The organism is Acidovorax sp. HMWF029 (assembly GCF_003060895.1).
Lineage (GTDB): Bacteria > Pseudomonadota > Gammaproteobacteria > Burkholderiales > Burkholderiaceae_C > Acidovorax.
Genome location: NZ_QAIH01000228.1, coordinates 14616 through 28036 on the forward strand (window position 1 = coordinate 14616; position 13421 = coordinate 28036).

General features: G+C 64.9%; 13 protein-coding genes. 1 reads left to right on the top strand and 12 read right to left on the bottom strand.

All coding sequences use genetic code 11. The annotated features are described in order from the left end of the window. The 9 genes from DBR12_RS17025 to DBR12_RS17065 all read right to left on the bottom strand — a co-directional run. On the bottom strand, positions 1–1509 hold a 1509-nt coding region (locus DBR12_RS17025), incomplete at its 3' end, for a 3-hydroxybutyrate oligomer hydrolase family protein (RefSeq protein ID WP_304529320.1). A gap of 92 nt (positions 1510–1601) precedes the next feature. Next, positions 1602–2675 (bottom strand): branched-chain amino acid ABC transporter permease, encoded by a 1074-nt coding sequence (locus DBR12_RS17030; RefSeq protein ID WP_108618352.1) that lies wholly within the window; start codon positions 2673–2675, stop codon positions 1602–1604. A gap of 16 nt (positions 2676–2691) precedes the next feature. Further along, positions 2692–3678 carry a branched-chain amino acid ABC transporter permease gene (locus tag DBR12_RS17035; protein WP_108618353.1) on the bottom strand — a complete coding sequence of 329 codons (987 nt, stop codon included), beginning with the start codon at positions 3676–3678 and terminating at the stop codon, positions 2692–2694. 115 nt (positions 3679–3793) lie between these two features. After that, complete coding sequence (locus tag DBR12_RS17040) at positions 3794–4537, bottom strand: ABC transporter ATP-binding protein (protein WP_108618354.1); 744 nt, start codon at positions 4535–4537, stop codon at positions 3794–3796. Then, positions 4534–5304, bottom strand: a complete 771-nt coding sequence (locus DBR12_RS17045) for an ABC transporter ATP-binding protein (protein ID WP_108618355.1) — start codon at positions 5302–5304, stop codon at positions 4534–4536. Before DBR12_RS17045 ends, DBR12_RS17040 begins: the two co-directional genes overlap by 4 nt. A 66-nt stretch (positions 5305–5370) precedes the next feature. Beyond that, entirely contained in the window at positions 5371–6849 is a 1479-nt protein-coding gene (locus DBR12_RS17050) for a PHB depolymerase family esterase (protein ID WP_108618356.1), read from the bottom strand. A gap of 162 nt (positions 6850–7011) precedes the next feature. Next, on the bottom strand, positions 7012–8205 hold the full coding sequence (locus DBR12_RS17055; protein WP_108618357.1) for a substrate-binding domain-containing protein: 1194 nt from the start codon (positions 8203–8205) through the stop codon (positions 7012–7014). Between the two features lie 151 nt (positions 8206–8356). Continuing rightward, a complete protein-coding gene (locus DBR12_RS17060) occupies positions 8357–9868 on the bottom strand; it encodes a sigma-54-dependent Fis family transcriptional regulator (RefSeq protein WP_108618365.1) in 1512 nt (503 codons plus the stop codon). 134 nt (positions 9869–10002) lie between these two features. After that, on the bottom strand, positions 10003–10731 hold the full coding sequence (locus tag DBR12_RS17065) for a DUF2325 domain-containing protein (RefSeq protein WP_108618358.1): 729 nt from the start codon (positions 10729–10731) through the stop codon (positions 10003–10005). On the opposite strand from DBR12_RS17065, the gene DBR12_RS17070 reads away from it, so the two are divergent. Beyond that, on the top strand, positions 10730–10921 hold the full coding sequence (locus tag DBR12_RS17070; RefSeq protein WP_108618359.1) for a hypothetical protein: 192 nt from the start codon (positions 10730–10732) through the stop codon (positions 10919–10921). The genes DBR12_RS17065 and DBR12_RS17070 overlap by 2 nt on opposite strands. A 3-nt stretch (positions 10922–10924) precedes the next feature. Here the strand turns inward: DBR12_RS17070 and DBR12_RS17075 are convergent, their stop codons facing one another. The 3 genes from DBR12_RS17075 to DBR12_RS23060 all read right to left on the bottom strand — a co-directional run. Next, on the bottom strand, positions 10925–12430 hold the full coding sequence (locus DBR12_RS17075; protein WP_108618360.1) for a tripartite tricarboxylate transporter permease: 1506 nt from the start codon (positions 12428–12430) through the stop codon (positions 10925–10927). A 12-nt stretch (positions 12431–12442) separates the two neighbouring features. Further along, positions 12443–12961 carry a tripartite tricarboxylate transporter TctB family protein gene (locus tag DBR12_RS17080; protein ID WP_108618361.1) on the bottom strand — a complete coding sequence of 173 codons (519 nt, stop codon included), beginning with the start codon at positions 12959–12961 and terminating at the stop codon, positions 12443–12445. An 81-nt stretch (positions 12962–13042) separates the two neighbouring features. Continuing rightward, positions 13043–13421: Bug family tripartite tricarboxylate transporter substrate binding protein (locus tag DBR12_RS23060; RefSeq protein WP_369861644.1), on the bottom strand; the 379-nt coding region annotated here is incomplete at its 5' end.

The following is a 13421-nucleotide window of genomic DNA, read 5'->3' on the forward strand; positions in this document are numbered from 1 at the left end:
CATGCCGGGCAATACAGCGGCGGCCAGCGGAGTGACCCCGCCGGTGGTCGCCGTGGCGGCATAGCTGAAACCGCAGAGGTTGTCCTTCACGCTGGCGCGCGAGAGGCCGTTGGCAAAGGTCACAGCCACAGCGGGCGACACTTCAAACGCGGCCATGGAGGCATGCAGGTCACTCGACTCGGACTCCCAGCCGTAGTCGCGCAGCTTCTGCAGCGCCTCTTCGGCCTGCGTAGCCGTGGTGCTGGCCGTGAGCAGCCCCGCCGCCTTGAGCGACGCGCAGCGGTTGGGCGCAATGGGCAGTGCGGTGCTGGCAAACCCGGCGGCAAACGCCGCTGCAAAGGGGCTGGTGCTGACCGAAGGAGCGAGTGACGCGCAGGCTTGGTAGAGGTTGGCGTAGGTGGTGAAGTCCACCAGCGTCTTGCCGGTGACGGCCACATCGGCACTGCCACGGCGCACCGTGACGCCAGGGTTGGCGGGCATCTCGATGGCAGGCTCGGACACGGCCACGCCGCTGATCAGGCCCTGCGTGTCCAGCTCGGCAGCCGCGATGGCCGCGCCACCGCCGTTGGAGATGCTCGATGCGATCACGATGGTGTTGGCCGGGGTCAGCGTCTTGAGACGCTGACCCGCTGCGTCGGTAGCGCCGTAGCGCTGGTTGAGCACGTAATAGCCGAACTCCACCGCCTGCAGCGTGGTGGTGCCCCAATCCTTTTCAGAGTTCTGGCCCGAATGCGCGTGCTTGAACGCAAAGCGGTTGGGCGTGGCGGTGTTGAAGGCGGCCAGCTCGGTGGCCGTGAGGCCCGCATTGAAGGCTGCGGCCTTGCCCGCTGCGGCGGCCGTGGTGCGCGTGCCGTCGATCAGCGGCACGGTGTCGTTCATGAGGTCGTGCGGCGCGCCACCCGTGCCCTTGTCGGAGTACGCCACGGCGCAGCCCTTCTTGAGGCCCCACTCGCCGGTGGAAATGCCGCCGTACACGCCGCGCGAGCCCGAGGTGGTGGCGGTGATCATGCAGGGCTTCTTGGGGTCGAAGCTGGCGGGTACCTGCACCATGAGGGTGACGTTCTTGCGGCCCGTGCCGTCGTCGGCAAACGCGATGTATTCGGTGCCGGGCACCTTGCCCTCGCCCGTGGTGACTTTGCCCTGCGCATCCACGTTGGGGCCATAGAGTGTGCCGTAGCCACCGGCCGCCGTCATGTCGAGCATGGCGCGGTAGTTGGTGTGGATGGCGGTGCGGCGCAGCTCAGCCGCCGTGGGCTTGAGGGGGTCGGCAAACGCGGGGGGCACGGCAGCGGCCAGGCCCGTGGCGCCCAGGCCCGCTGTGAGCAAGTCGTTGCTGGCGCCGTCATACGAGGTCTCGCTGATGGCACCCAGGTAGCCGGGCTTGGTGTTGAGGGCGGCGCTGTCGCCGCTGCTGCCGCCGCAGGCAGCCAGCACCGCAGCGGCCAGCGCTGCGGGCATGAACGGACGGGAAAGGGGACGAAAACGCGGGTTCTTGATGCTCATCTTCATGTGCTTGTCTCCTGGAGTTTTTCTTTGCCTGTTGTTGCACAGCTCACCTCAACACCCAGACCACGCCGGTCACCCGGCGCGGCCGGGGCCATTCACCCCGCCTTGCGCGCAGCTGCCGCACGCAGGCGCCCCACCACACCGGTGGGGAAGTAATAGACCGAAAGAACGAAGAGCACGCCCAGCCACAGCAGCCAGCGGTCGGGCGAGAGCAAGGCCGACAGCCAGGGCAGGCCCGCCGTGGCCTCGTGGCCCAGGCGAAGCAGATCCTGCAGGTAGCTTTGCGCCACCAGGAACAGCACGGCACCGATGGCCGAGCCGTAGATCGTGCCCATGCCGCCGATCACCACGATGAGCAGGCAGTCCATCATGATTTCGAAGCTCAGGGACGTGTCCGGCCCGTTGTAGCGCAGCCAGAGCGCGAGCATCGCGCCCGCCATGGTGGCAAACAGCGCCGACAGCACGCTCGACGTGGTGCGGTACACGACCACGCGGTAGCCGATGGCTTCGGCACGGAACTCGTTCTCGCGAATGGCCTGCAGCACGCGACCAAACGGCGAGTTCACGATACGCAGCAGCGCGAGCACCAGCGCCACAGCGGTGACGAACAGCAGGTAGTAGCAGATCAGCCGCCCGTCGACGCTCACCCCCAGGAAGGGCTCTTCGAACGGTTCAAAGCTGGGCGACAGGATCTCGGGCACCTTGAAGGTGAGGCCGTCTTCGCCGCCGGTGATGTCCGACAGCTGCGAGGCCAGCGTCTGGAACGCCGCCGCCACGGCCAGCGTGATCATGGCAAAGAAGATGGCCCGCACGCGCAGCGAGAACAGGCCCACCGCCAGTGACAGCAGCAGTGACAGCAGCAGCGCGCCGCCCACGCCCACACCCAGCGCCGTCCAGGTAGGCCCCAGGCGGGTGGTGGCCACGGCAATGCCATAGGCGCCAATGCCAAAGAACATGGTGTGCGCAAAGCTCACGATGCCGGTGTAGCCCAGCAGCAGGTCGAAACTGGCGACCAGCACCACAAAGATCAGCACCTTGGCCGCCACCGACAGCGCCTTGACGCCGGGGAAGAGAAAGGGCGCAAACGCCAGCCCCAGCAGGAGGGTCAGGAGGATGACCGCCAGCACCTTGCTGCGCGGGTAGTCGCCAGAGAGAAGTCGATTCAGCATGTTGTGGGGCTCCTCATCAGCGGTTGGCAACCGGGTAGACGCCTTGCGGACGCCACAGCAGGATCGCGACCATGAGGGCAATGTTGGAGAACAGCGCCACCTTGGGCACCAGGAAGCCGGTGTAGTTGGCCATCAGCCCCACCAGCAGCGCACCGATGAGGGCGCCGCCCGTGCTGCCCAGGCCGCCGATGATGATCACGATGAAGATCAGTACGTTGACCTGCGCGCCCATCTGGGGCACCACGTTCTGCTGGTACAGGCCCCACATCACGCCGCCCAGGCCCGCCAGGGCCGAGCCCACTACAAACACGCCAATGAACAGGCGGCGGATGCGGTAGCCCAGGCTTTCGACCATCTCGCGGTCTTGCACACCGGCGCGGATGAGCAGGCCGACCTTGGTGCGCGACAGCGTCCAGGCCAGCACTCCAAACACCAGCAGGCCCACGGCCACCGCCACCAGGCGGTACTTTTCGATGGCCGCATCGCCCACCAGCAGCGAGCCGCGCATGCCTTCGGGCAGCGGCAGCGGAATCTGCTGCGGGCCCCAGATCACCTTGATGAGTTCTTCACCAATGATCATGCCGCCCATGGTGATGAGGATCTGCTTCAAGTGCTGGCCGTACACCGGCCGCACGATGAAGCGCTCGAACGCCAGGCCCACGGCCCCCGCCACCGCCATGGCCACCACCATGGCGGGCAGCACGGCCATCAGGTTGCGCCACAGCTCGGCGCTCTGGGTGTAGTCGCCCATGGCGCCCAGCACGCTGGTGGCCACAAAGGCACCGAGTGCAATGAACACGCCGTGGCCGAAGTTCAGCACGTCCATCAGGCCAAACACCAGCGTGAGGCCCGAGGCAATGATGAAGATGATCATGCCCATGGCAAGCCCCGCCACCGTGAGCGTGAGCCAGGTGCTGGGCGAGCCCACAAAGGGCAGCACCAGCAGCGCCAGCGCGGGCACCAGGGCCAGGGGTTTCCAGTCGAAGTCGCGGGCCATGCTCATGCCAGGCCTCCTTGTTGGGGGGTGGGGAGATGTGCAATCACTATGCTTTTGATAGCTACTACTGCTTGATGGACGCGCGCAGACGGCCCAAAAACCTTGAAATCAGAGGTAAAACTCATAACGCCAGCCCCAGCAGCGAGCGCTGCAATGCCTCGTCCGCCGCCAGCGCGGCCATGCTGCCCGCGTGTACCACCTGGCCGTTGTCCATCACGGCCACGGTGTCGCCCAGGCGTTTGGCGAAGTTGATGTTCTGCTCGACGAGCAGGATGGTCACGCCGCTCTTCTTGAGCTGGTCGAACGCATCGATCATGTTGTTGATGATGGCGGGAGCGAGGCCCTTGCTGGGCTCGTCCACGATAAGCAGGTCGCGCGGCTCGACGATGGCGCGGCTCACCGCCACCATCTGCTTTTGCCCGCCGCTGAGCTTGCCTGCGGGGTGGTTCCAGAACTTCTCCACCGCCGGGAACAGCTTGAAGATCCACTGCAGCCGCGCCTCGTCCATCTGGGCGGCATTGCGCGCGCTGCGGGCGGCAAGCAGCATGTTTTCCTTCACCGTGAGGTCGGCAAAGATGCCCATGTTCTCCGGCACATAGGCGATGTTCAGACCCGCGATGGCGGGGGTGTTCATCGCAGTGATGTCTTTGCCACCAAAGTGGATGGAGCCCTGCGACGCATGCCACAGGCCCATGATGGTGCGCAGCGTGGTCGTCTTGCCCGCGCCGTTGCGGCCCAGCAGCATGGTGAGCTGGCCCTTGGGCACGGCCAGATCTACCCCGTGCAGGATGTGGTAAGCGCCGATGTGCGTGTGCACGCCCCTGAGTTCAAGCAGGTTGGTGCTGCTTGCGTTGCTCGTGCTCATGCGGCCTCCTTGGAAACACCGAGGTACGCCTCTTGCACCACGGGCGATGCAATCACCTCGGCCGGTGGGCCATCGGCCACTAGCGTGCCGTTGGTCAGCACGATGATGCGGTCGGCCAGCTCGCGCACCACGTCCATCTTGTGCTCCACCAGCAGGATGATCTTGGTCTTGTCCTTCTTCAGCTCGCGAATCAGGTTCAGGATCACGGGCGCCTCGTCGTGGCTCATGCCAGCCGTGGGCTCGTCGAACATGTAGACCTGCGGCTCCAGCGCCATCAGCAATGCCACTTCGAGCTTGCGCTGGTCGCCGTGCGGCAGGCTGGCCACAGGCGTGTCGGCCCGGTCGGTCATGGCCACGGCCTGCAGGATCACGCGGGCGCGCTGGGTCAGCGCGGTGTGGTCGCTCCAGACGCTCCACAGGTTCAGCCCCCGGCGATGCTTGCCTTCTTGCGTGGCCTGCACGGCCAGGCGCACGTTCTCCAGCACGCTGAGGTTGGGGAACAGGTTGGTGAGCTGGAACGCCCGGCCCAGGCCCGCGTGTGTGCGTGCCGAGACGGACTGGCCCGTCAGGTCCTGCCCGCCCAGCGTGACGCTGCCACTGCTGGCCTTGAGTTGCCCCGAGATCAGGTTGAAGTAGGTGGTCTTGCCTGCGCCGTTGGGGCCCACGATGGCGGTCAGCGTGCCGGGCTCAAAAGAGCAGGTCACGGCATTGACCGCCACGTGGCCGCCGAAGCGGATGGTCAAGTCCTTGGTGGCCAAGGTGCTCATGGGTAGTGTTTCGCTTTCACGGTCTTGGTAAGTGGGCCGCTGCGCCTCTCACAGCGGCACGGCAGTTCAGGGACAGGTTCCAACGACGTAGTAGTTGGGGCCCGTCTGCTTGAGGGTGGTGGTGGTGAACACGTTCCACCAGCCCATGCCCTGATTGGAGCCCTGCGCGTAGGCAAAGCCCAGGTAGGCATAGGCGCGCCCGGCCAGGGTGTGGGCGTAATTGCTGGCCGTGGTGCAGGTGCCAGTGCCGCCGCCCGAGGCGGCCAGCGTGGTGCCGGATGCTGCGGCCGATGTGGCGCCCTCGGCCCCATTGGCATCAGCGGCGCGCACCGTCCAGCTGTAGGTGGTGGACGCGGCCAGGCCGGTGTCGGTGTAGCTGGTGGCCGTGACGGGCAGCGCGTTGACCTTGTTGGCATTGCGGTACACGTTGTAGCTTGCAGCACCGGCGACGGCAGCCCAGCCCACGGCCATGCTGCTGGCCGTGGCGCCCGAGGTGCTCACGCCCGTGGGGGCAGGCAGGGCCACTGGGGGCGTGGTGCCGCCCGTGCCGCTGGATACGCGGTCCACCATGGCCTTGATGGCTGCCATCTGCGGACCAGACTTCTTGGAATAGTTGGCGCTGTCATAGCCCCACCAGTCCCAGCAGCTGTTGGTGGCAGCCAGGCTGGTCTGGGGGTACAGCATCACGATGTTGTTGCTGTCGGCCCAGCGGTTGTAGCCCGTGTTGCGCACGTACTGCTGCTGCACATCGTTCACGTTCTGCTTGCAGCCATGCAGCACCACATGCAGCTTGCAGGTGGCACTGCCACCCGCCTGGCAAGCCTGGGGCACATAGGCCCAGCCCGTGGTGGCCATGCCATGGTTGGTGATGAATTCGCTCTGGTTGAACTCAATGAAATTGCCACTGGGCAAGGCGGCGTTGTTGCGCGGACTCAAAGGGCCGTACAGGTGCTGCAGCATCGCACCGGCCAGGTCGAAGTTGCAGTTGCTGATGTAGGGCGCGCCTTTGGTGGAGCAGCCGTTGCCATAGTCGTCGGTCACCATGGCATGCTCAGAAGCGATGTCTTTCTTGTAGACCACATTGGCGGCGGGCACAAAGCTGCTGTAGTAGGTGCGCAGTGCATCCATCACGCCGGTCTTGACCACGCTGTCGAGCGTGCCCGAGAACAGGTAGACCTTGGAGTTCTGCAGGTTGGCCACGGGGTCGATAGCGCCCTGCCCGGCCCAGGTGTTGGTGGTGCTCACAAGCGTGCTGGTGGGGATGCCTGCGGGGCTGGCCATGCAGCGCCCGGTGGCGTTGACGACCGAGCCTTCAGCGCAATAGAACGGGCCGCCAGCGACCACGCCCGCACCCTTGGCAAACGTGGCCGAGTACGCCACGTGCAGTTGCACGGCCATGAAGCCGCCCGAGGACAGGCCGGAAACCGTGGTCTGTGCCTTGTCGATCTTGAGTGCTGGCAAGTTGACGGCGGCCAGGGCGCCGCCCGTGCCACACAGTGCCATCGCAGCCCCTGCTGCAGCCGCCCGGATGAAATTGAAAGCCATGTTGTCTTGTCTCCAAATAATTTTTGAGAAAAACCGACCCAGCCCCCGTGTAATCCGGGGGTTCATGCATCAATTCACTGGAAAAAAAGGGGCGGCCGCCCCCGCGAGGATGGATCCCCGCTGGGCTGAACAATCGTCAGCCAGCGGGGCCACGCAAACCGTTTATCGCTTATTGCGAATCGGAACTTGCATCTCTTCAGGCTTGATCTCGCGCACCAGCTCGGGCACGCCCCAGGCAAAGGCCGGGTCCACCTTGATCTTGAAGTGGTACATGCTCTGCATGGCCTGGTGGTCTTCCTTGCGGAAGGTCATCTTGCCCTTGGGCGTGTCAAAACTCATGCCTTCCATGGTCTTGATGAGCTTGTTGGTATTGGTGTCGCCGTTGGTGGCCTTGAGGGCTGTGACCAGTGCCATGGCCGAGCTGAAGCCACCAGCGGTGAAGAAGTCTGGCGGGGTCTTGAACTCCTTGTAGTGAGCGGCCACAAGGGCTTCGTTCACGGGGTTCTTGGGGATGCCGAAGTAGTAGTAGGTCGCGCCTTCCATGCCGGGGAAGTTCTTGTATGCGGCCATGGCGGGCAGGATGTTGCCGCCTGTGGCGATCTCGATGCCGTAGCGCTTGAGGTCCAGGTCAGCGATCTTGAACGGATTGCCCGCGCCAGCCCAGATGATGAAGATCACCTTGCGGCCTGGCACGTCCTTGAGCTTGTCGATCAGGCGCTGGGCACCGGCGGTGAAGTCGGTGGTGGTGGTGGGCAGGTATTCCTCGTGCACCAGCTTGGCGTTCTTCAGCGCGTCCTTGAAGGCCTTCACGCCGTCGCGGCCAAAGGCGTAGTCCTGCGCCAGCGTGGCCACCGTCACGCCCGCCTTGTCGATGGCCACGGCGTTGCTGATCGCGTCCTGGCTGCTGTTGCGGCCTGTGCGGAAGATGTACTTGTTCCACTTGTCGCCCGTGATGGCGTCGGCCACGGCGGGCTCCACCAGCAGGATCTTTTTATATTCCTCGGCCACGGGCAGCAGGGCAAGGGCCACGCCGCTGGAGGTGGGGCCGACAGCGATGTCGGCCTTGTCGTCGGAATAGGCGGAGGCCAGCAGGCTCTTGCCCAGGTCGGGCTTGCCCTGGTCGTCTTTTTCGATCACGACCAGCTTCTTGCCATTGACGGTCATGCTGCCGCCTGTGGCGTAGTTCAGGCCCATCATCAAGCCCGTTTGCGTCTGCTTGCCGTAGGCCTCCAGGGGGCCGGTCTTGCTGTAGATGTGGGCGATGCGAATCTCGCCGGTCTGGGCGAACGCGGGTGCGGAAAGCGTGGCGGCGGTAACGGCTGCGGTGGCAAGGGCTACCAGAGTGCGACGGTGCATGGCGATGTCTCCTGTTGTGATGCTTCTTTATTGCACAGTCTGTGCCAGCATCCAAGTGCTTGATTTCAAAGATACTTTTACTGACACCTCAGCGACACTGCCTGAATTTAATACACAATAATTGTCTGAAATTCAGACAAATGCCTGAAATTTATTCAGGGTTTTCCAGACGTCCATAAAGCGTGGCGCGTGAGATACCCAGCTGCCGCGCGGTGGCCAGCTTGTTGCCACCATGGGCCTTCAGGGTGGCGGCGATGGCCTTGCGCTCCAGCTCGGCCACCTGCTCGGCCAGCGGGCGCAGGTAGCGGCTTTCGTCCTCTGCGTCGCCCGCGTGGACAGGGTCTTGCACGGGGGCGGGGGCAGCGGGCTCCACGCCTGCCTCACGCAGGATGCGCTCCAGCTGCGCGGCGTCGATGGACTGGCCTTCGCCGCGCATCACCGCCTGCTCCAGCACGTTGCGCAGCTCGCGGATGTTGCCGCGCCAGGGCTGGCCCGCCAGCAGCGCCATGGCGTCGGGCAGCAGCTCGGGCGGGGGCGTGCCGTTGCGCAGCGCCAGGTCTTCGCCCAGGGCCTCCACCAGCGCAGGGATGTCGCCACGCCGCACCCGCAGCGGTGGCACACGCACGGGCAGCACATGCAGGCGATAGAACAAGTCTTCGCGGAACTTACCTTCACGCACAAGGCCCGCCAAGTCGCGCGAGGTGGCGGCCAGGATGCGCACGTTGAAGGGCACGAGCTTGTTGGAGCCCAGCGGCTCGATCTCGCCCTCCTGCAGCGCGCGCAGCAGCTTGGCCTGCAGGCTTTGGGGCATGTCACCAATTTCGTCGAGGAACAGCGTGCCACCATCGGCCAGCTTGAACTTGCCGTCGCGGCCCTTGCGGTCGGCGCCGGTGTAGGCACCGGGGGCCACGCCAAAGAACTCGGCTTCTAGCAGTGTGTCTGGCACGGCGGCGATGTTCACGCTCACAAACGGGCCGCTGGCGCGGCTCGATGCGGCGTGAATCGCGTGGGCCAGCAGCTCCTTGCCCGTGCCTGTCTCGCCCAGCAGCAGCACGGGGCTGCTCGACTGCGCCGCGCGCCGCGCTTGGCGCTTGACCTCGGCCGCTGCAGGGCTCGATCCAATGAAACTAGCAAAGGTGTACTTGGACCGCCGCTCGCCATCGCCCGCCACCGCCAGGCTGCGGCGACGCTGGCTGGCCAGCTCGCGCCGGGCGTCGTCCAGGTCGCGCTGCAGCAGCGCAAACTTGCTGATGAGCGGCTGCAATGTGGTCTCGGGGTGGTCGAACAGCACGATGCCGATGGCGCCGATCACGCGGTCGGCCTCGTCGCGCAGCGGGATGCGGCTGACCACAAAGGTGCCCGCATGGTTGGTGAGCAAATCCACCAGCACGGGCTGGCCGGTGGCCAGCACGCGGTGCATCTGGGTGTTGGGGATGACGTCCTCCACCGGGCGCCCCACGAACTGGTCCACCGACGAGAATCCCAGGTCAGGTAGAAAGCGCAGGTAGCCCTCGTTGATCCACACAATGCGCCCGCTCAGGTCAATGAGCAGCATCCCCTGGCTGACGCTGGAGAACAGCTGGAACATGGAGCGCGCCGCCAGTTCCAGAATGCCCTGGGCATCCAGCGGCAGTGCGGGGGCATCATCGGTGAGCAAAGGCATCTGCGGATGGTAGCGCGGCACTGGCGCCCGGCACCCGCCTGCGCACGAGGGCAAAGGATGCGCCCAGCACCTCAATAGCTATTATTTTGATAGCTACTAAGGCAATACCAACGCGCGGAGAAGGCCATTTTTATTCAAATTTCTGCGTCTTCAGGCTGTCCGGACACCACAGGCAGGGCCACTGAGTCCATGCGCAGCACCACCATGGGCCGGAGGGCGGCCAGCGCCTGCGCTTCGCGCACAGCCAGGGGCTGATCGACCAAGATGCAGGGCTTGCCCGTGCGGCGGCAGTGGTCCTGCACGCGCCAATAGTCGTCGTGGCTGATGCAGCCCGTCTGGCAGATCACCAGGTCGGCGGCGGCCAAGCTGGCGTCGAGGGCCGTGTTGCGGCGCTCCTCGCACGCGGCCCCTTCCCCGGCCTGCGCATGCTGCGCGGCGTGGCTGTCTGAGCCCCGCGCTGAAGGCACCGGCGGCACCTGCATGACAGGCTCCATGCCCGACACCACAGCGCCGTCGCCCTGCCGGGACGCGCTGACACCAGCAGCCTGTCCCGCTGCTGCTGCCTGGCGCCAGCGCAGGCATTCCCGGGACAAAGTGGTGATGCGCTCTGCCAACAGGCCGATGTGCCGCGCCATCGCCTGGCGGTGCGGCAGGCCGGGGCTGGTGGCCCGCAGTTGCTCCAGCTCTTCGCGCACAAACGCCAGGCGGGTGTCGCGCACGACCACAGCACCACGCAGGCGCACCACTTCGGCCGTCAGGGCCTCGATCTGCCGGGCCTGTGCCTGCATGGCATCGCTGCAGCGCTGCTGTGCACCCCCCAGTTGGCGGCACAGCGCCAGAAACTCCTGCGGAAGTGAAACCATGCACATCCTTGCAAATAAGAACTATTCGCATTTTATGATAGAATCAGCCCCCGTTGGGCAAGCCATCCTGGTGGGGAGGGCATCGAAGGGCGTCAGGGCCTTGGGTGTCTGGCTTGTCATGACATTGCTACTGACCCATAAAAAAACCGCGCTGGAAAGCGCGGTTTTTTTGCTTGAGAGCCCGTCGTGAGATTCAGGCCTGCGCCAGCGCCATCTTGCGTGCCGCCCAGCGGCGCAGCAGGCGCGGCACGATCAGCACGGCCAGCACGATGACGATCAGGGTCACCGAGCCAGGGCGCTCCAGGAAGATGGTCCACTTGCCTTCGCCAATCGCCACGGCGTTGCGCATCTGAGCCTCAGCAAGGGGGCCCAGGATCATGCCCACCACCACCGGCGCGGCCGGGAAGTCAAAACGGCGCATCACCACACCCAAAAGGCCAATCGCATACAGCAGCACCAGGTCGAACGCGCTCTGGCGCATGCCATACACACCCAGCGTGGAGAACACCAGGATGCCTGCGTACAGGTATGACTTGGGAATGTTCAACAGCTTCACCCACAGGCCCACCAGCGGCAGGTTCAGGATGAGCAGCATCACGTTACCGATGTACATCGACGCGATCAGCGCCCACACCAGCGCACCGTTGGTGTCAAAGAGTTGCGGGCCGGGCTGGATGCCGTAGTTCTGGAACGCGCCCAGCAGGATGGCCGTGGTGTTGGATGTGGGAATGCCCAGCGTGAGCAGCGGGATCAGCGTGGCGGTGATGGCCGCGTTGTTGGCGGCCTCGGGGCCTGCCACACCTTCGATGGCGCCGGTGGTGCCGAACTCTTCGGGGTTCTTGCTCAGCTTCTTTTCAGCGGCGTAGCTCAGGAAGGTCGGGATCTCGCTGCCGCCCGCAGGCACGGTGCCAAACGGGAACCCGATGAACGTGGCGCGGATCCAGGCGGGCCAGGAGCGCTTCCACTCGTCCTTGGTCATGTGCGTGCTGGTCAGGCGGTTCTGGGTTTCGTCCACCCGGCCTTCGTACATCACGTTGTAGAGCGCCTCGCCTACGGCAAACAGGCCCACGGCGATCAGCACGACCTCGATGCCGTCCATCAGCTCGGGCACGCCACCGGTGTAGCGGGCCTGGCCCGTGATCTGGTCGATGCCGATGAGCCCCATGGCCAGCCCCACAAACAGGGCCACCATGCCGCGCAGCGTGCTCTTGCCCAGCACCGCGCTCACGGTGGTGAAGGCCAGCACCATGAGCATGAAATACTCGGGCGGACCCAGGCGCACAGCGTATTCGGCGACCAGCGGCGCAAAAAAGGTGACCAACACTGTGGCGATGGTACCTGCCACAAACGAGCCAATGGCCGCCGTGGCGAGCGCAGCACCAGCGCGGCCGTTCTTGGCCATCTTGTTGCCCTCCATGGCCGTGACCATGGAGCCCGCCTCACCCGGCGTATTGAGCAGGATGGATGTGGTGGAGCCGCCATACATGGCACCGTAGTAAATGCCCGCAAAGAAGATCATGGAGGCCGTAGCCTCGACCTTGACGGTGATGGGCAGCAGCATGGCCACGGCCACGGCCGGGCCAATTCCAGGCAACACGCCCACGGCGGTGCCGATCATGCAGCCCACAAAGGCCCACAGCAGGTTGATGGGTGTTGCCGCAGTGGCAAAACCCTGCATCAAAAGGTTCAACGTTTCCATGACATGCAGGCTTTACAGCCACCCCGTGTTGGTCAGGCCGGGCAGGTTGATGGCCAGCATTTTTGTAAACATCCAGTACACCGGCGCAGCCACTGCGAGGCCGATGAAGGAGTCCTTGATCCATGCCTGCAAGCGCAGGTCCAGCTCGCCTTCAGAGCTTTTGAAGCCGCGCACCGAGAGCACAAAACACAGCGCACAGCTCAAGATGAATCCCAGGGTGGTAATGAGCAGGGCATTGAGCAGGAGCCCGGCCGATACCCAGATGAAACCCTTCCAGTGGGCCCGTGCATCACCCGAACCTTCTTCCAGGTCGCGAAAGCCGCCCGTCAGCGCATGCACTACGCAGAGCACCCCGCAAATCAGCAAAGCGATGCTGACCACCCAGGGGAAGAAGTTGGGGCCCACGCCACCGTAGCCCGCCTCGGAACTGACAGAGCTGGCCCCCCAGGCCAGGCCTAGCGAGAGCAGCACCAGGCCCGAACCCACCAGGGTCTGCAGGGGCTTGGAGCGCGATGAATGTTGTTGTGTCATGTTTTTTCCTTCGCACCAACCAGCACGCAAGCGAGCCGCCCCTCCCCAGCGGGCTGGGCGGCAGCTGCGCCTTGCTCCCGATCAGATCATCCCGGACTTGGCCATCGTCGCACGCATGCTGGCGAACTCGCTGTCCACGAAGTTGGCGAACTCATCGCCCGCCATCCATGCGGGGGTCCAGCCGTTCTTTTCCATCGCATCCTGCCAGGCCTTGTGCTTGAAGGTCTTGGACAGCGCGTCGATCAGCGCCTTGCGCTGCTCGGGGGTAATGCCAGGCGCGCCATACACACCGCGCCAGTTGCCGATCTCCACGTTGATGCCCTGCTCCTTGAGCGTAGGCACGTTCACGCCCTTGAGGCGGGTGCCCGAAGTCACGCCCACAGGGCGCATCTTGCCGGCAGTGATGTACTCGGCAAACTCGCTGTAGCCGCTGCCGCCCACGGTGACGTTGCCGCCATTC

What these genes read in the sequence shown, in the direction of transcription:
- DBR12_RS17065 (WP_108618358.1), bottom strand. Translation starts at nt 10,731, where the DNA reads ATGGTTTCACTTCCGCAGGAGTTTCTGGCGCTGTGCCGCCAACTGGGG.
- DBR12_RS17075 (WP_108618360.1), bottom strand. Translation starts at nt 12,430, where the DNA reads ATGGAAACGTTGAACCTTTTGATGCAGGGTTTTGCCACTGCGGCAACA.
- DBR12_RS17045 (WP_108618355.1), bottom strand. Translation starts at nt 5,304, where the DNA reads ATGAGCACCTTGGCCACCAAGGACTTGACCATCCGCTTCGGCGGCCAC.
- DBR12_RS17080 (WP_108618361.1), bottom strand. Translation starts at nt 12,961, where the DNA reads ATGACACAACAACATTCATCGCGCTCCAAGCCCCTGCAGACCCTGGTG.
- DBR12_RS17035 (WP_108618353.1), bottom strand. Translation starts at nt 3,678, where the DNA reads ATGAGCATGGCCCGCGACTTCGACTGGAAACCCCTGGCCCTGGTGCCC.
- DBR12_RS17070 (WP_108618359.1), top strand. Translation starts at nt 10,730, where the DNA reads ATGCACATCCTTGCAAATAAGAACTATTCGCATTTTATGATAGAATCA.
- DBR12_RS17040 (WP_108618354.1), bottom strand. Translation starts at nt 4,537, where the DNA reads ATGAGCACGAGCAACGCAAGCAGCACCAACCTGCTTGAACTCAGGGGC.
- DBR12_RS17060 (WP_108618365.1), bottom strand. Translation starts at nt 9,868, where the DNA reads ATGCCTTTGCTCACCGATGATGCCCCCGCACTGCCGCTGGATGCCCAG.
- DBR12_RS17055 (WP_108618357.1), bottom strand. Translation starts at nt 8,205, where the DNA reads ATGCACCGTCGCACTCTGGTAGCCCTTGCCACCGCAGCCGTTACCGCC.
- DBR12_RS17050 (WP_108618356.1), bottom strand. Translation starts at nt 6,849, where the DNA reads ATGGCTTTCAATTTCATCCGGGCGGCTGCAGCAGGGGCTGCGATGGCA.
- DBR12_RS17030 (WP_108618352.1), bottom strand. Translation starts at nt 2,675, where the DNA reads ATGCTGAATCGACTTCTCTCTGGCGACTACCCGCGCAGCAAGGTGCTG.